This is a genomic window from Geodermatophilus sp. CPCC 205506 (assembly GCF_051383635.1).
GTDB lineage: Bacteria > Actinomycetota > Actinomycetes > Mycobacteriales > Geodermatophilaceae > Geodermatophilus.
In genome coordinates, this window is sequence record NZ_JALPKP010000003.1 from 20,447 (window position 1) to 39,214 (window position 18,768).

The 18,768-nt window shown below is 74.7% G+C and carries 19 protein-coding genes; 14 read left to right on the plus strand and 5 right to left on the minus strand.

Going from position 1 to position 18,768, the window contains the following annotated elements:
* Nucleotides 1-4 precede the first annotated feature (4 nt).
* Nucleotides 5-223, minus strand: coding sequence for a hypothetical protein (locus tag MY520_RS02415; RefSeq protein WP_436689719.1), 219 nt, complete (start codon nt 221-223; stop codon nt 5-7).
* Between the two features lie 191 nt (nt 224-414).
* On the opposite strand from MY520_RS02415, the gene MY520_RS02420 reads away from it, so the two are divergent.
* On the plus strand, nt 415-630 hold the full coding sequence (locus MY520_RS02420; protein ID WP_436689720.1) for a hypothetical protein: 216 nt from the start codon (nt 415-417) through the stop codon (nt 628-630).
* A 9-nt stretch (nt 631-639) separates the two neighbouring features.
* Here the strand turns inward: MY520_RS02420 and MY520_RS02425 are convergent, their stop codons facing one another.
* Entirely contained in the window at nt 640-1,992 is a 1,353-nt protein-coding gene (locus tag MY520_RS02425; RefSeq protein ID WP_436689722.1) for a GmrSD restriction endonuclease domain-containing protein, read from the minus strand.
* A 201-nt stretch (nt 1,993-2,193) separates the two neighbouring features.
* Here MY520_RS02425 and MY520_RS02430 point away from each other — a divergent pair, with 201 nt between their 5' ends.
* From MY520_RS02430 to MY520_RS02455, 6 genes are all read left to right on the plus strand, one after another.
* The gene (locus MY520_RS02430) at nt 2,194-2,589 is read left to right on the plus strand and encodes a nuclear transport factor 2 family protein (protein WP_436689724.1); all 396 of its coding nucleotides are present in this window, start codon (nt 2,194-2,196) and stop codon (nt 2,587-2,589) included.
* A 126-nt stretch (nt 2,590-2,715) separates the two neighbouring features.
* Entirely contained in the window at nt 2,716-3,897 is a 1,182-nt protein-coding gene (locus tag MY520_RS02435; RefSeq protein WP_436689726.1) for an acyl-CoA dehydrogenase family protein, read from the plus strand.
* Between the two features lie 113 nt (nt 3,898-4,010).
* Nucleotides 4,011-5,015, plus strand: coding sequence for an ABC transporter substrate-binding protein (locus tag MY520_RS02440; RefSeq protein ID WP_436689728.1), 1,005 nt, complete (start codon nt 4,011-4,013; stop codon nt 5,013-5,015).
* 63 nt (nt 5,016-5,078) lie between these two features.
* Nucleotides 5,079-5,951 carry an alpha/beta hydrolase gene (locus MY520_RS02445; protein ID WP_436689730.1) on the plus strand — a complete coding sequence of 291 codons (873 nt, stop codon included), beginning with the start codon at nt 5,079-5,081 and terminating at the stop codon, nt 5,949-5,951.
* 122 nt (nt 5,952-6,073) lie between these two features.
* The gene (locus MY520_RS02450; RefSeq protein ID WP_436689732.1) at nt 6,074-7,213 is read left to right on the plus strand and encodes a globin domain-containing protein; all 1,140 of its coding nucleotides are present in this window, start codon (nt 6,074-6,076) and stop codon (nt 7,211-7,213) included.
* The gene (locus MY520_RS02455; RefSeq protein ID WP_436689734.1) at nt 7,210-7,980 is read left to right on the plus strand and encodes a DivIVA domain-containing protein; all 771 of its coding nucleotides are present in this window, start codon (nt 7,210-7,212) and stop codon (nt 7,978-7,980) included. Before MY520_RS02450 ends, MY520_RS02455 begins: the two co-directional genes overlap by 4 nt.
* A gap of 16 nt (nt 7,981-7,996) precedes the next feature.
* On the opposite strand, the gene MY520_RS02460 is transcribed toward MY520_RS02455, so the two are convergent.
* Nucleotides 7,997-8,176, minus strand: a complete 180-nt coding sequence (locus tag MY520_RS02460; protein WP_436689736.1) for a hypothetical protein — start codon at nt 8,174-8,176, stop codon at nt 7,997-7,999.
* Between the two features lie 192 nt (nt 8,177-8,368).
* Here MY520_RS02460 and MY520_RS02465 point away from each other — a divergent pair, with 192 nt between their 5' ends.
* The gene (locus tag MY520_RS02465) at nt 8,369-9,127 is read left to right on the plus strand and encodes a DUF5642 family protein (RefSeq protein WP_436689738.1); all 759 of its coding nucleotides are present in this window, start codon (nt 8,369-8,371) and stop codon (nt 9,125-9,127) included.
* Nucleotides 9,128-9,129: 2 nt separating this feature from the next.
* Here MY520_RS02465 and MY520_RS02470 read toward each other — a convergent pair whose 3' ends face one another.
* Nucleotides 9,130-10,479, minus strand: coding sequence for a multidrug effflux MFS transporter (locus tag MY520_RS02470; protein ID WP_436689740.1), 1,350 nt, complete (start codon nt 10,477-10,479; stop codon nt 9,130-9,132).
* A 138-nt stretch (nt 10,480-10,617) separates the two neighbouring features.
* Between MY520_RS02470 and MY520_RS02475 the strand changes: the two genes are divergently transcribed.
* The 4 genes from MY520_RS02475 to MY520_RS02490 all read left to right on the plus strand — a co-directional run bounded on the left by MY520_RS02475 (nt 10,618) and on the right by MY520_RS02490 (nt 14,914).
* On the plus strand, nt 10,618-11,232 hold the full coding sequence (locus tag MY520_RS02475) for a hypothetical protein (protein ID WP_436690004.1): 615 nt from the start codon (nt 10,618-10,620) through the stop codon (nt 11,230-11,232).
* 139 nt (nt 11,233-11,371) lie between these two features.
* Nucleotides 11,372-12,379 (plus strand): ABC transporter substrate-binding protein, encoded by a 1,008-nt coding sequence (locus tag MY520_RS02480; RefSeq protein ID WP_436689742.1) that lies wholly within the window; start codon nt 11,372-11,374, stop codon nt 12,377-12,379.
* A 142-nt stretch (nt 12,380-12,521) separates the two neighbouring features.
* Nucleotides 12,522-13,967, plus strand: coding sequence for a M1 family aminopeptidase (locus MY520_RS02485; protein WP_436689744.1), 1,446 nt, complete (start codon nt 12,522-12,524; stop codon nt 13,965-13,967).
* An 89-nt stretch (nt 13,968-14,056) separates the two neighbouring features.
* Complete coding sequence (locus MY520_RS02490) at nt 14,057-14,914, plus strand: CmcJ/NvfI family oxidoreductase (RefSeq protein WP_436689746.1); 858 nt, start codon at nt 14,057-14,059, stop codon at nt 14,912-14,914.
* Nucleotides 14,915-14,919: 5 nt separating this feature from the next.
* Here MY520_RS02490 and MY520_RS02495 read toward each other — a convergent pair whose 3' ends face one another.
* Complete coding sequence (locus MY520_RS02495; RefSeq protein WP_436689748.1) at nt 14,920-15,807, minus strand: acetoacetate decarboxylase family protein; 888 nt, start codon at nt 15,805-15,807, stop codon at nt 14,920-14,922.
* A gap of 220 nt (nt 15,808-16,027) precedes the next feature.
* Here MY520_RS02495 and MY520_RS02500 point away from each other — a divergent pair, with 220 nt between their 5' ends.
* Nucleotides 16,028-16,378, plus strand: coding sequence for a hypothetical protein (locus MY520_RS02500; protein WP_436689750.1), 351 nt, complete (start codon nt 16,028-16,030; stop codon nt 16,376-16,378).
* Nucleotides 16,379-16,469: 91 nt separating this feature from the next.
* On the plus strand, nt 16,470-18,767 hold the full coding sequence (locus MY520_RS02505; protein WP_436689751.1) for a putative bifunctional diguanylate cyclase/phosphodiesterase: 2,298 nt from the start codon (nt 16,470-16,472) through the stop codon (nt 18,765-18,767).
* Nucleotide 18,768 lies beyond the last annotated feature (1 nt).

Here is an 18,768-nt window from a genome sequence, read left to right on the forward strand (position 1 = left end):
CTCGTCAGCGGCGCGGCAGCCCGGCCAGCACGTTGCCGATGCCCGCCGAGTGGGTGTCCTGGCTGTCGAGCTGGCGCACGGTGCGCCAGTGGCCCGGAGCCCAAGCCCGCGACATCAGCCCCTCCGCGGAGAGGGCGATCAGGGCACCGCCCTCGGTCGCGAGCAGTTCCGCCTCGACCCGCTCGTCCTCGCCGCCTGCCGTCCGCACTGTCCACACCGGCATGTCGCGCTCCCCCGGCTCGGGGCGCCGCTGCTTGACGCCCGATCCCGCGTAGCCAACCGGGCACGCCGAGCGAGCGTCAATCGCGGCCGGGCGTGGCATCGCTCTGCGCGACGGAACGAGAGAGATCGGAAACAGGGGGTTGCCCGCTGGGCCGGGACGGCGAGCACTTCTCGGCCGAGCGCGTCGCCCTGGTGCTCGGCGAGCTGCAGCCCAAGCAACTGCGGTACCTCGGCGGCGACCTCGACCGGGTCCAGGTGCGGGCGACCGACGTCGACTGGTCCCACGGCGCCGGAGAGCCCGTGACGGCGCGGGCGGGCGACGTCCTGCTGCTGGCCTGCGGCCGCCGGGTCACCGCCGAGCGGCTGGCCGGGCCGGCGGCCGCGCGGTTCACCGGGTCGGGCGCGTAGCCCGCCGGCTCACTCGCAGCCGACCCCGTCGTCGTCCCGGTCGAACTTCTGGTCCCACCCGGGGTCGCCCGCGCGGATCGGGGCGGCACCCGCCGCCCGGACGGCGTCGCAGTTCGCGTAGGACGGCCCGGGCGCCGGCGCCGGGACGGGGACGACGGGGGCGGGTGCCGGTGCGGGCACGGGCGCGGGAGCCGGCGCGGGCCGCGGCGCCGGAGCCGGGGCCGGCACGACCACCGGAGCCCGCGGCGCCGGGGAGGCAGCCGGGACCGGTGCAGGAGCCGGAGGGGAGGTCGGCGCGGGGAGCTGCGCCACCACACCGCCGGGCAGCGGCTCGTCGGGGCAGGCGCTGAGCACGGTCGCGATGGCGTTCTTCTCGGCCAGCGTCATCCAGAGCCCGTAGCCGACCTTGACCGCCACCTGCCGGGCCACGTAGGCGCAGCGGTAGGAGCGGGCAGGCGGCAGCCAGCTGGCCGCGTCGCCGTCGCCCTTCTGCATGTTGAGCGGGCCGTCGACGGCGAGCAGGTTCAGCGGGTCGTTGGCGAAGGCGGTGCGCCGTCCGCCGTCCCAGCCCTGTGCGCCCTTCTGCCAGGCGTCGGACAGCGCGACGACGTGGTCGACCTGCACGTCGTCGCTCGTGGTCTGTCCCCGCTGGAAGGCGATCGTCCGCCCTGAGTAGGGGTCGGCCAGGGTGCCGGTCAGCACCACGCAGTTGCGGGTGCCCGGCTTGACCGTCTCCCCGGTCAGGTCGCGGGCGAGGACGTCGTTGCGCGTGTCGCAGCCGTTCCGGTCCGTGTCCACCCAGCCGGACCCGAACAGGTCGCGGTCGTACCCGGTCCGCGGTGCCCGGCCCCGCACCTCCACGGCCGCGAGGGCGGCCAGCGCCGACGTCCGCTCCGCACCCGCGACGGCGGCCTGCGCGTCCTGGTCACCGAGCAGGCCGCTCGCGGCGACGCTGGTCGGGGCGCTCGTCGGTGCCGCGACCTCGTCGGTCTCGGTCTGGGCCAGGGCGCGCTCCGCGGCCGCGATCGCCGCCTCGTCCGGGGTGGGGGAGGCGGGGGCGGAGGGAGTCGGCGTGCTCGGCCTCGACGCGGCCGCCGTCGGGACGGTCGGGGGTGCGGTGGCCGCGCCGGCCACCAGCGCGACGACGCCGGCCGCCGCGACCAGGCCGGCCGCCTTCCGGCCGGCGATGAACGCCCAGCGCGCCCGGCCGGTGATGGCCGCCCCCGTGCCCAGCAGCAGCGCCGCCAGGCCGGCCATCAGCACTCCACCGGGGAGACCGCTCGCGGCCAGGCCCCCGACGACGAACAGCAGGACCACCGCGACGGCTGCCCATCGCACGACCCGTACCGGCCGACCGGTCATGGGATCCCCCTCAGGAGCGGAACTGCGGAGTCCGGAAACTACGGGCGCGGCGGGGCCCTCCCGGGGACGTGACCGGGGGCACGCCCGGCGGCGTCCCACCCGCCACACCGGCCACGCCGGGTGCCGGGCGCGGGGGCGGCGCGGAGTCCCCGCGGGCGTGGGACCGTGCTCCGACGCCGGCACACCACCGAGGAGCGGGCCGTGGACGATGCAGCCGTACGGGCAGTGCTGCTCCACTACCTGGAGCGCAGCGCGGCGGGCGACGAGGAGGGGGCGAGCTCGATCTACCACCCCGACGCCGTGCTGGAGTTCCCGCAGTCCGGGGAGCGCTTCGAGGGTGTCGCCACCTTCCTGCCGTGGCGCCGGGAGTACCCCGCGACCTCGATCGAGTACGAACTGGACCGGGTGCGGGGCAGGGGCGACGTCTGGGTCGCCGAGCTGCGCATCCGCTACGACGGCGGTCCCTGGCTGTTCGGGGTCGACGTCCTGGAGTTCCGCGGCGACGAGGTGGTGCGGGAGTCGATCTACGTGGCCGAGGGCTGGGACGCCCCGGAGTGGCGGGCCCGGTGGCGGGCCGCGCCTCCGCCGACCGGGTGACCGCTTGACGTGGGTAACAGTTCGACATGACGGAACTCCTGTCGTGTATCTCTTTGACTGCGGAATCAGCGGCTAACCTCCCTGGAGTGGGCGCAGGAGCGCCCGCCGACGGTGGAGGGACGCACGATGACGACGGTGGACGAGCAGCGGGCGGTCGCCGGGCCGGGGCAGGCGGATGCCGCCGAGGTGATCCGGCAGGCCGAGGGCCTGTTCGACCTGATCGACAGCCACGGCGAGGAGAACGACCGCGAGGGCCGCATCGCCGAGCCGGTCGTCGAGGCGCTCTACCGGATCGGCGCGATCGGCGTGTTCACCCCGCGCGAGCTCGGCGGCCTGGAGATGACCCCGCGGCAGTCGATGGACCTCTTCCGCACCCTCTCGTACGCCGACCCGTCGACCGGTTGGGTGACGATGGCCATGGGCCTGGCCACCGGCCTGGCGGGGGCGTTCTTCGACCGCGCGACGGCCGAGGAGCTGTTCGCCACCCCCCGGCTGGGCATCGCCGGCCAGGGCACCAAGCCGGGTCGCGCCGTCCCCGTGGAGGGCGGCCACCGGATCAGCGGTGACTGGTCCTTCGCGTCGGGGATCAAGCACTCCACGCACCTGCACACCGCAGCGCAGGACACCGAGACCGGCGAGACGCGGTTCTTCATCGTCCCGGTCGAGCAGGTGACCTTCATCGAGAACTGGGACGTCCTGGGGCTGCGCGGCACCGGCAGCATCGACTACACGCTCGAGGACTGCTTCGTCCCGATCGAGTACAGCTACCCGTCGTTGAGCACCGAGCCGGTCACCGGCGGCGACCTCTACCGCATCGGCATCGGCAACTTCGCCAGCATCAACCACGGTGGCTGGGTGCTCGGCGTCGGCCGCCGGCTGCTCGACGAGCTCGCCGCCGTCGTCCGCGCCAAGGCCGGCCGGCCCGGCGCGCAGACCGACACCGCCGCCTTCCACGAGAACTTCGCGAAGGCCGAGGTGGAGCTGCGCGCGGCCAAGGCGCTGCTGTACGAGGTGTGGGAGGACACCGAGCAGGTGCTCGCGCGCGGCCAGGAGATCCCGCTGCGGCTGCACACGCTCAACCGGGTGGCGCTGCACAACGCCACGTTCTCCGTGGCCGGGATCGCCCAGTTCGTCTACACCTCGGCCGGCACCGACGCGCTGCGCCGCGGGACCATCCAGCGGCTGTTCCGCGACGTCCACGGCGGCACGCAGCACGTCTCGTCCTCGCCGCTGATCATGCAGGCGGCCGGGCAGGAGCTGGCCGGGCTCGCCGAGGGCAAGCGGTGGGTCCACTTCTCCCTGAAGTGAGATTCCCCAGCACGGAACTTCCGTGTCAGTCATTGCAGTCACAGGAAACGGTGACGTACGTTACGGCGCCCCCCGGGACCACCGACGTCCCGAACGAACTACCGAGGAGACCGATGAAGCGCTCGAAGGCCGCCTGGGCGGTGGTCACCGCCGCCGTCCTCATGGCCGGCACCGCGTGTGGCGGGTCGGACGACGACGCCTCGAGCAACGCGTCCGGCGCGACGACCGGGGGCGCGGACGGTGGCCCGACCACGCTGACCATGGCCGAGACGCCCGGCAGCCCCTTCGCCTTCGTCAGCTACGGGGTCCAGCGCGGCCACTTCGAGGACGAGGGCATCGACCTGCAGCCGCGGGTCAACCCCGGCGGCGGGACGTCCAGCGTCCCGGCCCTCCTGCAGGGCGACATGGACATCCTGGGGCTGGACTTGGTGTCCACGCTGACCAGCATCGGCGCGGACCTGCCGATCAAGATGGTCGCCGCCGGCAGCGCCACCTCCGAGGACGCCGAGGGCGACTTCGCCGCGGTGCTGGTGCGGGCCGACAGCCCGATCCAGGGCCCCGAGGACCTCGACGGCGTCCGCATGGGCGTCAACGCGCTGCGCAACGTCAACGAGCTCTACATCCGGGAGACCCTGGACGAGCTGGGCAAGCCGCAGGAGGCCATCAGCCCGGTCGAACTGCCCTTCCCCGACATCCTGGCCGCCATCGACCGGGGTGACGTCGACGCCGGCGTGGTCATCGAGCCGTTCGCGACCATCGGCCAGAACCAGGGGCTGCGCGTCGTCGACCGCCCGTGGCACGCGATCGAGCCGGGCCTGCAGATCGGCACGATGGTCATGACCGACGAGACCGTCGCCCGGGTGGGCGAGGACGTCGTGGCGGCCTTCGGCCGGGCCGTGCAGGCCACCGCCGAGGACATCCAGCAGGACCCCGACGCCTTCCGGGAGGCCCTCCCCGGGCTGGTCGAGCTCGACCCGGCGCTGGCGCAGTCGATCAACCTCATCCAGTGGCGCGGCCAGAACGACCGCGAGTCGATCGAGCTGACCGGGGAGCTGATGACGCAGTTCGGCCTGCTGGACGCGGAGATCGACTACGACGAGGTCATCCTCGACGACTGATCACGGACCCCGGTGCGGCAACGGTGCCGCACCGGGGACGCCGTTCTCCCGGGGAGGAGACCCATGACGAGCGGCCTGCCGACCGGCGGCCCGCAACTGGTCGACGTCCCGGCCGAGGACGGCGTCCTGCTCCAGGGCCTGCTGTACCCGCCGCCGGCCCGCCCGGCGGCGGCGCTGCTGCACGTGCACGGCAAGGGCGGCAACTTCTACTCCGGGCCGCCGCGCACCCTGCCGCCGCACATCGCGCCCGACCGGTTCGTCCACCTCGCGCTCAACCTGCGCTGCCACGACCTCGCCTACAGCCGGCTCGGCGACGCGCCCGGCATCGCCACCGGAGCCGAGGCCGCCGACGGGGGCATGTGGGAGCGGCTGGACGACGGCCCGATCGACATCCGCGCCGGCGTGGCCTGGCTGCGCGAGCGGACCGGCCTGCCGGTGGTCGTCGTCGGCCACTCCGCCGGTGGCTACTTCCTCGGGGACTGGGCTCCCGGCCCCGGCGAGGTGGCCGGCCGGGTGTTCCTCTCCCCGCTGACCTCCGTCCGCTTCCCCCTGTCGGCGTGGTTCGCCGACGACGCGGAGCTGGAGCGTGCGCGGGCGCACGCCGAGCGGCTCGTCGAGGCGGGGCAGGGGCACCTGCTGCTCCCGGTGCCGGCCTGGTACTTCGCCATCTCCGCGGCGTCGTTCCTCGAGCGCCTCGCCGAGCGCCCCGGCCGCTGGCTCGAGGGCGTCGAGGCCTCGGCGAGCCCGCTGCTGCTGGCCTGGGGCGGCGCGGAGACCCGGGCCGCCGCGTGGCGCGAGCTCTTCGACCGGATGACCGTCCCCGACCGGAGGTGCGTCGAGCTGCCCGGAGCCGGGCACGAGTACGGCGGCCACGAGGCCGCCCTCGCGCGGGAGATCACCCGATTCGTCGAGGCCCACGTCCGGCCCCGCCCCTGAGATCGCGACCGAGCCGGACCGTCGATACGGTAGCTCGGACGCGACGTCTCCGTCACCGGCTGTAGACCACGGCCGCGGGGAGTCGCACGCAGTGTCGACAGCACGGGGGAACGGAGGTGCTGGTGGACATCCCTGCGATGCGGGCGAGCTTCGCCAAGGCGGCCGCCGCCGGTGACGAGGCGCCCCTCTACTTCTACTCCCACCTGTTCCTGAGCCATCCCGAGGCGCGGAAGCTGTTCCCCGTCTCGATGGCCCACCAGCGCGACCGGCTGTTCCAGGCGCTCGGCGACGTCATGGAGTACGTCGACGACCTCGACCGGCTCGTGCCGATCCTCCAGGAGCTCGGGCGCGACCATCGCAAGTTCGGCACGGTCGCCGCGCACTACCCGGCGGTCGGCGCCAGCCTGATCGCGACGCTCCGGCACTTCGACGACCAGTGGAACCCCGCCCTCGAGCAGAGCTGGGCCGAGGCCTACGGCGTGGTGGCGCAGGTGATGATCGAGGCGGCGGAGGCGGGGGCGGACCAGCCCCCGTGGTGGGAGGCCGACGTGGTCACCCACGAGCGCCGCACGATCGACACGGCGGTCATGTGGCTGCGCCCCCGGCCGGAGTTCCCCTACCGGGCGGGGCAGTCGGTGTCGCTGGAGAGCGACGTCCGGCCGAAGCTGTGGCGCTACTACTCGCCGGCGAACGCCCCGCGCCCCGACGGGCTCATGGAGATCCACGTCCGGGCCTACGACGGCGGCCCGGTGAGCACCGCCCTCGTCCGCCGGGTCGGCCCCGGCGACGTGCTGCGCCTCGGCCCGCCGATGGGGCACATCGCCTTCGACGCGGACTCCGACCGCGACCTGCTGCTGGTCGCCGGCGGCACCGGCCTGGCGCCGCTGAAGGCCGTCGTCGACCACGTCGCCCGGTACGGTCCGGCGCGGCGGGTCGACCTGTACGTCGGCTCCCGCACCGAGGAGCGCATCTACGATCGGGTCGACCTGGAGCGGATGGCGGGGGAGCACCCCTGGCTGACCGTGACGTTCGCCGTCTCCGGGGACGACCTGTCGCCGCTGGAGCAGGGCGACGTCGGTGAGGTCGTCGTGCGGCACGGACCGTGGTCCAGCCGCGACGTGTACGTGGCGGGCCCGGCCGCGATGGTCGAGGACACGACGACGAGGCTGGTGAAGGACGGCGTCCGCCCGGAACGCATCCGCAGCGAGGTGTTCGCCCCGAGCCGGCTGGGACCCAGCCTTGACGGAGAGGTGACCGAATGACCGGCGACGAGTACGGGCAGGCGCGGGCGGGACGGCGGCTGACGCCGGGCGACGTCCGCAACGTGCAGTTCGCCCGCGCCACGATGCTGCGGCCCGGGTACAACGACGTCGAGGTCGACCGCTTCCTCGACCGCATGGCCGAGGAGCTGGCGCAGCTGCACGCCGAGAAGGCCGAGCTGCGCGACGAGGTGCACGTGCTGCGCGACCAGGTGGCCGGGGCGGCCGCGGTGGAGCCGCCCAGCGACCAGGCGGTGCGCATCCTCGCGACCGCCCAGCAGACGGCCGACGGCTACGTCGCCGAGGCCGAGGACTTCAGCCGGCAGATGACCGCCGACGCGCGGGCCCAGTACGAGGAGCAGTTGCGCCGGGCCAAGGAGAGCGCCGGCGAGATCATCCACGCGGCGCAGGAGGCCGCGGCGCGGATGGTCGCCGGCGGCGCGCCGCCGGTGCCGGCCGAGGGCGGCAGTGCCGGCGAGCGCACCACCCAGGAGCTCGAGGACCAGGTCGCCTACCTCAAGGCGTTCGCCCAGGCCTGCCGGGTGCAGCTGCGCGCCTACCTGGAGGCGCTGCTCACCGACGTCGAGAGCGAGTGGGGACGGGCCGACCCGGGGTCGTTGCCGCAGGTCCCGATCCGCGCGTCGTCGCACCGCCCCGAGGTCTCGCGCAACGTCGCCCGCGAGGTGCCGCTCGACGACAGCACCAGCGAGCGACCGGCGGTCACCCCGGGCGAGGGCGCCGAGGTCGCCACCCGCCGCCGGGGGAGCTGAGCCCGGGCCTCCGCCCTCAGGCGGACGGCGTCGGGCGCCCGGGTGCCGGCTCCGTCGGCCAGGGCAGGTCGACGCCGTCCCCCGGCGGCTCGCCGGGCTCGCTCGAGCGGGCCACGCCGACCGCCACGGCCAGCCACAGGACGCCGACCGAGGCGGCGATCGCCCACGCGACCACCGCCCACATCCACCAGTCCATGACCGTCTCCCCCTGAGCCGTGCGGTGCGGAGGACGACGGTCGCGCCGCCACCCCGCTCCGGCAACGCATGCCGGGCCGGGAGCACCCGGACGGGTGGCCCGGGTCACACGGGGTGACGCGGTGTCACCCGATCGGGCGACGCCGCAGGTCACGCTGAGCGACGTCCGGGCGGCCCCCATAGCGTCGATTTCATGATCGCCTCGATGCGCCGCCGCCGCAGCCTGCCGATCGTCCTCGCCGGTCTGGGGGTGGCGGCCGCGGTGGCCGGCTGCGCCGACCGCGGGGAGGGTGAGGCGGCCGCTCCCGCGTCGGGCGAGCCCGCGTCGGCCGGCAGCTCGGCGGCCGCGGAGGAGGACGGCGGCAGCACCCAGGACGAGCTGGCCGCCGCGCTGCTCCCGGCGGAGGCGTTCGGGCCGGACGCCAACGTCGTCACCGTCGACGTGCGGCAGGTGAGCACGTCGGCCACGGGCGGGCTGCCGCCGGACGCGACGGTCACGCCGCCGGAGTGCGGGCAGAGCGTCGGTGCGACGCAGCTGACCCCGGAGGACTTCGGGGCGATCGTGGCCCAGTCGGCCACCGGCCCCGCCGACGTCACCGTCGAGGTGCTGGCCGAGAGCGAACAGCTCGACGGCGAGGCCGCGAGCTTCGACGAGCTGGTCGCGCAGTGCCCCCAGGTGACCGTCAGCGCGCCGGACGGCACCACCGCCACCATCGACTTCACCGACCTCGCGGTGCCGGACCTCGGTGACGCCAGCGACGGCGTCGCGTTCACCACCGCCGTCCGGGCAGCGGACGGAACCGGCCTGACCGTCCCGACGTTCCTGGCCGTGGTCCTCGACGGGCAGCGCATGGTGTACCTGCAGCGGACCGGGACCTCGTCGGCGCCCCTGGACGAGGCGGCCTTCGGCGAGCTGTTCGAGCAGGCCTTCGCGGCCCAGCAGGACGGCTGAGCTCAGCCGGACGCCGGCTGCTCGTCGGCCTCGGTCAGCTGCCACGGCCGGACGACGGTGACCAGGACGGCGATCGCCACGAGCAGCGCGCCGACGACGACCGTGCCCATCGCGGCGGCGTCGTTGCCCAGCACCCCCACCAGCGGGGCGACCGCGGCACCGACGCCGAACTGGACGGCACCCAGCAGCGCCGCGGCCGCGCCCGCCGCCTCGCCGTGCCGTGCCAGCGCGAGGGCCGGGGCGTTGGGCAGCGCCAGACCGCCGGCGAAGAGCACCGCCCACAGCGGCAGCACCACGCCGGCGAGACCGCCGGTGCCGGTGGCGGCCAGCACGAGCAGCACGGCGCCCGCGACCGTCCCGGTCAGCACGCCGGCGACCAGGATCTGCGCGGGTGACCAGCGGCGCAGCGCGACCGGGTTGAGCTGCGTGGCGGCGATCAGCCAGAACGCCCCCGCCCCGAACAGCAGGCCGAACTGCTGCTCGTCGAGGCCGAACTCCCGCTGGAAGACGAACGAGGAGCCGGACACGTAGCTGAACAGCCCGGCCATCGTCAGCCCGGCGACCAGCACGAGCCCGACGTACGTGCGGTCCCGCAGCAGACCCCGGTAGGTCCGCAGCGTGCCGCGCACGCCGTCGCTGCTCCGCCGCTCGACGGGCAGCGTCTCGCGCAGCACGAACGCCCCGACGGCGAGCATCAGCAGCGCGTAGCCGGCCAGCAGCACGAAGATGCCGCGCCAGGAGGTGAACCGCAGGACCTCCCCGCCGATCGTCGGGGCCAGCACCGGAGCTGCCCCGAGCACGAGGAACAGCCGGGAGATCATCGTGGCCGCGGCCCGCCCGGTGAGCAGGTCGCGGACGACGGCCATCGCGATCACCGCGCCGGCCGCGCTCCCCATCCCCTGCAGCACCCGCAGCGCGCCGAGCACGCCCACGTTCGGCGCGACCAGCACCAGCAGCGAGGCCAGGACGTACAGCGCGGTCCCGGCCAGCAGCGGGCGGCGCCGGCCCAGCGCGTCCGACAGTGGCCCGAGCACCAGCTGGCCCAGCGCCAGGCCGACCAGCGTGCCGGTGAGCGTGAGCTGGATCGTCGCCGACGTCGCCCCCAGGTCGGCGGTGATCGTCGGCAGTGCCGGCAGGTACATGTCGATGGTGAGCGGCCCGATGGCGACGAAGGCGCCCAGGACCAGCGTGAACAGCGCCCGCCGGCGGCCGTCCAGGGGAGGGGCGACGGCGGGCGGGCGGACCGGAGAGGTGGTGGTGGCGGTCACGGGGTCCCCCGGCTCGAGACGGTGTCGGATGAGGCCCTCGTCGGCCACGTACGTGCAGGCGAAGTCCGCAGGTGGGTCGTTCATTCCGCCCGGCAGGGTGGTCGGGGTGTCGGTCGGGCCACATCCGGGCCGGGCTCCGCGGCGGACGGGGGGATGCCGGACCGCGCGGTGCGCGACGATGGGCCGCCACCTGCGTCCGACCACGAGGAGACCGACGTGACGATGCCCCCGGGAGCGCAGCACCAGGCCGCGATGGTGGTGCCGATGTTCTTCATCAAGCAGCGGATCACCGTCATGGTCAACCGCTACGAGGTGATCGCGGCCAACCCCGACGGCTCGGAGGCCGACCTGCTCGCCTTCGCCGAGCAGAAGCGGATGAAGCTCAAGGAGGAGGTGGTCTTCTGGGCCGACACCGCGAAGACCCGCCAGGTCTTCTCCTTCAAGGCCCGGCAGCGGCTCGACGTCCACGCCGAGCACGACGTCTTCGACGAGTACGGGCAGCCGCTGGGCACGTTCAGCAAGCAGTTCGGCATGAGCCTGCTGCGCTCGACCTGGAACCTGGACGCCCCGGGGATCTCCGCCGTCGGCCGCGAACGGCGTCCGGCCATCGCCGTCCTGCGCCGGATCTGGGACTTCCTGCCCTTCGTCGGTGACATCTGGGTGCCCTTCGTCTTCCACTTCGACTTCGTCGACACCGCCACCGGCGCGACCGTGCTGGTCAGCGAGCGGCAGAAGGCGATCCGCGACCGCTACACCGTCACCGTCCCGGATCCCCGCCTGGACTTCCGCGTCGCGGCGTCGATGGCCGTGGCCCTGGACGCGCTGCAGAGCCGGTGACCGAAAGCCGCGCGGACAGTTGACCGTGTGATGGCCGTCACCTAGGTTCCGCTTCGGACAACTCGTCCGGAAACCGCACCTGCGTTCGGATGCCGCACGTTCGTCGTCCCGCCGGCGCGCCCGCACCACTGGAGGACCGTTGCGCACTTCGACCAGGGCCCGTGCCACCTCACTCGCCGCCGCGCTCGCGCTGCTGCTCAGCGCCTGTGGCGGGGACTCCGGCGAGGAGGGCGGCGGAGGTGGGGACGGCGGCGCCGAGGCGACCGGTACCCAGACGGTGCAGGTCGGGATCATCCCGGTGAGCGACGTCGCGATCCTCCACCTCGGCCAGGACCAGGGCTTCTTCGCCGAGCGCGGGATCGAGCTGGAGTTCAACCTCGGCCAGGGCGGCGCAGCGCTCGTGCCGGCCGTCGTCACCGGCGAGTACGCCTTCGGGTTCAGCGGGATCGTCTCGATCCTGCAGGCCCGCGAGCAGGGCCTCCCGGTCACCGCGATCGCGCCGACGTCCTGGAGCAACGGGCAGGAGGGCCAGCACATCAACGCCCTCATGGCCAGCGACCCGGCGATCCAGGACGCCGGGGACCTCGAGGGCCGGACGGTCGCGCTCAACATCCTCAACAGCCAGGTCGAGACCCTCGCCCGCAACTCGATCGAGGTCGCCGGCGGCAACCCCGACAACGTCAACTTCGTCGAGATGTCGCTGCCCGACGCGGTCACCGCGCTCGGCAGCGGCCAGATCCAGTCCTTCGTGTGCGGCGAGCCGTTCTGCACGCTGGCCATGGACGGCGGCGCCCGGGTCATCGCCGACAACTGGCTGGACCTCGTGCCCGACGGGATCGGCCTCTCCGGCGTCTACTTCTCGACCACCGACCAGATCGAGGCCGACCCGGAGCTGTTCGAGGGCATCCAGGCCGCGATCCTGGAGTCGCTGGACTACGCGGCCGCGAACCCCGACCAGTGGCGCGCGCAGATCCCCGAGTACACCGAGATCGACCCGGGACTGGTGGGGCGGCTGACCATGCCGCTGTTCAAGTCCGAGCTGGAGCCCGAGGAGTACGAGGCCGCGCCGCAGAAGGCGCTCGAGTACGGCATCCTCGACGAGGACGTGCCCTCGGTCGAGGAGTTCTTCTGGCAGCCGGAGAACTGACCGGTACTTGACGATTGCAGTTCCGGGGGCGCGACGGGTGCCGCAACGGGGGGATTCGCCCTAGATTGCGCGCCAGCGGGGGCGGTCGTGAGCAGACCCGTCGAGCGCGGGCCCGGCCGCACCCGCGGGGTGGGCAGAGACGATGCTCGACGCGACCGACCGCAGGACCGCGGGACGCCGATGGGCCGCGGGCTGCGGCGCGGTCGTGCTGCTCGCGGCGTGCACCTCGTCCCCGGAGGAGCGGGCCGAGCAGGCCGGTCCCGCCGCCGACTGCAGCACGGTGGAGCGGGCCGCGCCCGCCCCGGACCGGCCGGTGGTCACCCTGGACTTCCGGCTGGACGACGACCGGCGCACCGTGACAGGGACCGAGACCGTCGTCTTCACCCCCGACCTGGCGGTCGAGGAGATGTGGTTCCGGCTCATCCCCAACGCGCCGCAGTCGGCGGGCCACGAGTTGCGGGTCGACGCGGCGCGCGGGGACGACGTGGCCGGCGGCCGGCACGTCGCCGCCGAGGCCGCGCCCGGCACCCCCGGCGGGCTCTACCGGGTCGACCTGCGGTCGCCGGTCGCAGCCGGGGAGACCGTCGAGATCGAGCTGGACTTCACCCTGCGGCTGACCACCGGGCGCACCCCGGCCGGCTTCGACCGGCTCGGCTCCCGCGACGACGTCACCTGGTGGGCCGGCGGCTATCCCGTCCTGACCTGGGAGCCCGGGCACGGCTGGGCGGAGGACCCGTTCAGCGAGATCAGCGGGGAGACGACCGCGACCGCGGTGGCCGACACGACGATCACCGTGTCGGCACCCGAGGAGCTCACCGTGCTCATGACCGGCGACCAGGAACCCCCGCAACCGGCCCCGGGCGGCCGCCGGGTGTGGGAGTCGCACGAGCCCGTCGCGCGGGACGTCAACGTGACGGCCGGTGAGTTCGAGACCGCCGAGGTGCAGGCGGGTGACACGACGGTCACCGCGGGCGTGCTGCCGGGGGCGGACGACTCCGCGGAGGATCTGGCCGAGGACACCGCCGCGGCGATCGCCCTGCTGGAGGAGCGCTTCGGCCCGTTCCCGTACCCGACCCTCACCGTGCCGCTGGTGGCGGACGACGGCGGCGGCGAGGAGTACGGCTCGTCGATCCTGCTGGGCAGCGACGGCTTCGGCCTGGTCCTCCACGAGGTCGCCCACATGTGGTTCTACGGGCTGGTCGGCAACTCCCAGTTCCGCGACCCATGGCTGGACGAGGCGTTCGCGTCCTTCGCCGAGTCCGTCGCCGACGACGGCCACGACGGCCACGACGGGGACGACCTGGACCGGGGCGGTCCGGTGGCCGGCACGATGGCCGAGTTCAGCGACCAGGACGACTACGAGAACCGCGTGTACTCCAAGGGCTCGGCGGCGCTGCACGCGGCCCGGGAGGCGGCCGGCGAAGAGGCCTTCGACGAGGCGATCCGCTGCTACGTCGAGACCCAGGCGTGGACGATCGCCCGCCCCGAGGACGTCGCCCGCGCCCTGGCCGACCTCGAGCCGGCCATCGACGTGCTCGTCGAGGCCGGCGCGCTCGACCGGCAGGACGTCGAGGCCGCCGCCGAGTGACCGGTCTTCCGCCTGACCGAACGCGCGGTGACGGCGGGGGCCCGGCGTGCCCAGACTCGGGGGCCGGATCCCGAGAGAGGCCGACGACGATGACGCTGACCCCCGCACCCGACCAGGGCACCGCGGTCCAGGCCGAGCTCAGCTACCTCGCCGAGGGGTCGACCGTGCTGCGCCGGTTCACCGCCCCCGGCCACAGCGTGAACACCGGGCGGTACGAGACGCACGTCGTCCCGATCCGCAACGGCCGTCCGGTGCAGGACCGCTTCACGGTCGCGGAGAACGGCTTCCGCATCGCCCGGCACGAGAGCGCGGTCCGGGACTTCACCGACAAGCCCGAGGTGGACGACGTGTACGTCCCCGAGGTGCTCGACTTCGTGAAGGAGCAGCTCGGCGCGGACCGGGTGGTCTCCCGCGGCTGGGTGTTGCGCCGGTCGGCCGCCCCCGGGGAGAACGCCTCCCAGCCGCAGGCCGGCCTGGTGCACATCGACTACGCGCCCGAGGGGGCCGCCGAGATGGCGGCCGCGGTCTACGCCGAGCACTGCCCCGACGGCCCGGGCTTCCGGCGGGCCGTGGCGACGAGCACCTGGCGGGTCTTCAGCCCGCCGCCCCAGGACTGGCCGCTGGCCCTCTGCGACTTCCGCAGCGTCGCGCCCGGGGACGGCCTGCCCAACACCCTCTACTTCGTCGACCGCGTCCCCGACGACCCGTTCGGCCCGGTCGACGGGCTGACGCGGGTCACCAGCGGTTCGGAGTTCCACCACGACCCGGCGCACGAGTGGTGGTACTTCCCGGACATGACCCGCGACGAGGTGCTCTTCTTCGTCTTCCACGACTCCGACCACGAGCGTGCCTGGCGGGTGCCGCACTCGGCGTTCCGGGACCCGACCGCGCAGGCCACCGTCCCGCGGCACAGCATCGAGGTCCGCACCTTCGCCTTCTTCGAGTAGACGGCTCAGGTCGCGACCGGCACCGGCGCCGACAGGTCCAGCGGCGGGGTGTGCGGGTAGCGGACGGTGAACCGGCCCGCCTCCCGGTCCGCCCCCCGGTGGCCGCTGTACGCCGGGGCCGGCCCCACCGGGCGCCCCGCCGGGAGCACACTGCGGTGGTCCAGGTAGTCGAAGACCGCCAGCGGCCGCGGCGCGATCCCCAGCCCGCGCAGGGAGTCGGCCACCGGGTGGTCGCCCAGCCGCAGCTCGCCGGCGTCGGCCCCGAACGCCACCCGCAGCCGCCCGGCCATCGGCACGACCGTCTCCAGCAGCTGCCCGCCCAGCGTCGTGTACATCGCCGCCGGACGGCGGTCGGTCACCACCGGCCCGCGGCCGCGCACGGCCAGCTCGAGCACCGTCGTCCCGCCCTCGGCGAGGGTGACCCGGCGGACCGGCCGCTCCTCGGCGAAGTCCATGTCCGCGACGAACTTGGGAAAGCCCCACAGGGCGGCCCCGGCGTCCCGCGCCTCCCGTGTCGTCACCGGGAGGTGCAGCACGAACATCGACAACCGGCGCCGCAGCACCGGCAGCAGCCGTGGCGCCGGCCCACGGGTGACCACGACGCCGACCGACACCTCCCCGTACGGGGCCAGCAGGCCGGCGGGGCTGTCGGCGGTCGTCACCGCGCGGTAGCGGAAGGCGGCCACCGAGACCAGGGCGCGGCCGTCGGTCCAGCGGGCCGGCCGCAGGTCGCTCGCCGGCAGCGCGGCCGCGACGGCGTCGTAGGACGCCGGGTGCACCGCCGCGAAGCAGGAGGAGTCGGAGTAGCGCAGCGGCAACCGCAGTGAGCGGTCCCCGACGCGCACCTGCGGCGTCGGCCCGTCCCAGTCGTCGGGCTCGTCCCGGTGGGTCACGGCGACCTCCCTCGCGCGGCTGCCCCCAGGCTCCCGCGGCCGGGGTGCCGCGGTCGAGGGGGCTACGCCCGCGTCGGGGCTGCGGCGACGCCGGCGGCCACCTGCACCAGCCGGCCGTCCTGTCGCAGCGGCGCCGACACGGGGGCCGCCCGGCTGGAACCCGGGACGACCGGCACTCACCCGTCAGGGGGGAACCGGGTGAACAGTCCGCCGAGGATGGGTGACGTCGCTCGAGGGAGCCCCCGCGGCGGCCGATCGTGGGGACGTGGACGTCTCCGGCGCTCTCCTGCTGCTCCTCGCCGCCGCCACCGCCGCGGCGGCCGGTCTCCTCATGACCGGCGGCTCGACCCGCGAGCGGTCGGCGACGGCGGGGCTGGTCGTCGCCTGGGTCGCGGTGGCCGCCGCGGCCACGGGGGCGGCGTCGCTCAGCTCCGGAGCGGTCTCGGTGCGCGGGCTCGCTCCGTTCGGGCTCGCCGTGGTGGCCGTCGTCCTGCCCCTGGCCGCAGCGGCCGCGTGGGGGCGTGCCCGGCCGCACGCCCAGGGACGGCGGGTCCGCGCCCCGGGGCACTGACGACCCGCCACGTGCCCCTTCCGGGGGGAGCCGGCCGGTCCGGGCGACGGCTGGGGTTGAGGGCCGCCGCGGGGCGGCCGATGCCTTGGACGTGGTCGAGGAGCACCGCGCCCGACGGCGGGCCCGCACCCGGCAGATGACCGACCGGTCGCTGCGGTGGGTGCGGATCGCCGCTGCCCTTCTCGGGATCACCTACGTCGCCTCGGTGGTGGCCCTGGCGCTCGGCGCCACCGGTCCGCTGGCCGTGCTGGCCGGCAGCGGCAAGCTGCTGTTCCTCGCGGGCGTGGCCGTGCTGCTGGCCAGCCGCGCGGTGGTCCGGACCGCCGATCGCGCCGCCTGGCTGTGCTTCGCCGGCGCGGTCGCCTCCTATCTGGCCGGTTCCCTCCTGCACGAGGTGCTCTACGCCGACCGGGCGGCGGTGCCGCGCCCGTCGTGGGCCGACCTCGGTTGGATGGGCCTCTACCCGCTGGCCTACGCGGGGCTGTTCCTCCTGCTGCGCGCGCGGATCCGCCGGCTCACCTCGAGCATGTGGCTCGACGGCGTGGTGAGCGGGCTCACCGCGGCCGCCGTCGGCTCCGCGCTCGCCCTCGGCGCGCTGCTGCGCGCGGCCGACGGCCCCGCCGGCGCGGTCGTCACCGCGGCCGCCTACCCGGTGGCCGACCTGCTCCTGCTGGTGCTCATCGGCGGCGCGCTCACCGTCATCGGCCGTGGCGCCGGCGGGGTGTGGTGGTGGGTGGCCGGGGGGATGGTGCTGTTCGTCGTCACCGACACCGTGTACGCCTTCCAGGTCGTCCACGAGACCTTCGTCCCGGGCGGCGTCCTGGACGTCGGCTGGGGCCTGGCCTTCGCCTGCTTCGGCCTGGCCGCCTGCCAGCGTCCCCGCGCCGGCGGGACCAGCCGGCTGGAGGGCCTCGGCGCGCTCGCCGTCCCGGTGGTCTGCGCGCTGACCGCGCTGCTGCTGCTGTTCGCCGGCTACCTCGACGACGACGACGACCCGCTGGCCGGCTTCCTCGCCCTCGTCGCCGTGCTGGCCGCGCTGGCCCGCACCGCCCTGACCTTCCGCGACGTCCGGGCGCTGGCCGACAGTCGCCGGCAGGCGCGCACCGACGACCTCACCGGACTGCCCAACCGGCGGCACGTGTTCGAGGCGCTCGCGGCCGCCGACGTCGAGCTGGCGCGCGGTGGCTCGACCGCGGTGCTGGTCATCGACCTCGACCGGTTCAAGGAGATCAACGACTCGCTGGGGCACGACGTCGGGGACGCGCTGCTCCGGCAGGTGGCTCCGCGGCTGGTGGCGCAGCTGCGCGACGGGGACCTGCTGGCCCGCCTCGGCGGCGACGAGTTCGTCGTCCTCACCGCCGGTCTGGACGAGACCGCCGCGCTCGCCCTCGCCGAGCGGCTGTGCGCGGCCCTGCAGCGGCCGTTCCGGCTCTCCGGGATGGCGCTGAGCGTCGACGCCAGCATCGGCATCGCGCTCGGGCCGCAGCACTCCCGGTCGGCCGAGGAGCTGCTGCAGATGGCCGACCTGGCCATGTACTGCGCCAAGGCCGGCCGCCGGGGCGCCGCCGTGTACGACGAGGCGCGGGACGGCTCGGGCCGGCACCGGATCGAGGCGGTCGAGCAGCTGCGCGCGGCCATCGGCGGCGGACAGCTGGTGCTGCACCACCAGCCCAAGCTGACGCTGGCCACCGGCCGCGTCGAGGGGGTCGAGGCGCTGGTCCGCTGGCAGCACCCCACCCGCGGGCTGCTGTGCCCGGACGCCTTCATCGAGCTCGCCGAGTCCGCCGGGCTCATGTCGGCCCTGACGAGGGCGGTCGTCGACCTGGCCCTGGCCCAGCGCAGGGCGTGGGCCGACGCGGGCCGGGAGCTGACGGTGGCGGTGAACGTCAGCCCGTCCGACCTGGTCGACGAGCGCTTCCCCGACGAGGTGGCCGAGCTGCTGGCACACCACGGGGTGCCGGCGCCGGCGCTGACCCTCGAGGTGACCGAGAGCCTGCTCATGGAGGACCGCGAGCGCGCCGTCCGCGTGCTGGCCCGGCTGCGCGCCTCGGGCATCGGCGTCGCCATCGACGACTACGGCACCGGCTACTCGAGCCTGGCCTACCTGGCGGCGCTCCCGGTGACCGAGCTCAAGCTGGACCGGACGTTCGTCGGCGCGCTCACCGGCAGCCCCCGGTCGGCCGCGATCGTCACCTCCACCCTGCAGCTGGCCCACGCGCTCGACCTGACGCTGGTCGCCGAGGGGGCGGAGGACCAGGGGACCGTCGACGCGCTGGCCGCCCTCGGCTGCGACGTCGTCCAGGGCTACCACCTGAGCCGCCCGCTGCCGGCCGACCGGCTGACGGAGTGGATGGCCGACCGGGAGACCGCCGCCGACCTCGTGGGGTGAG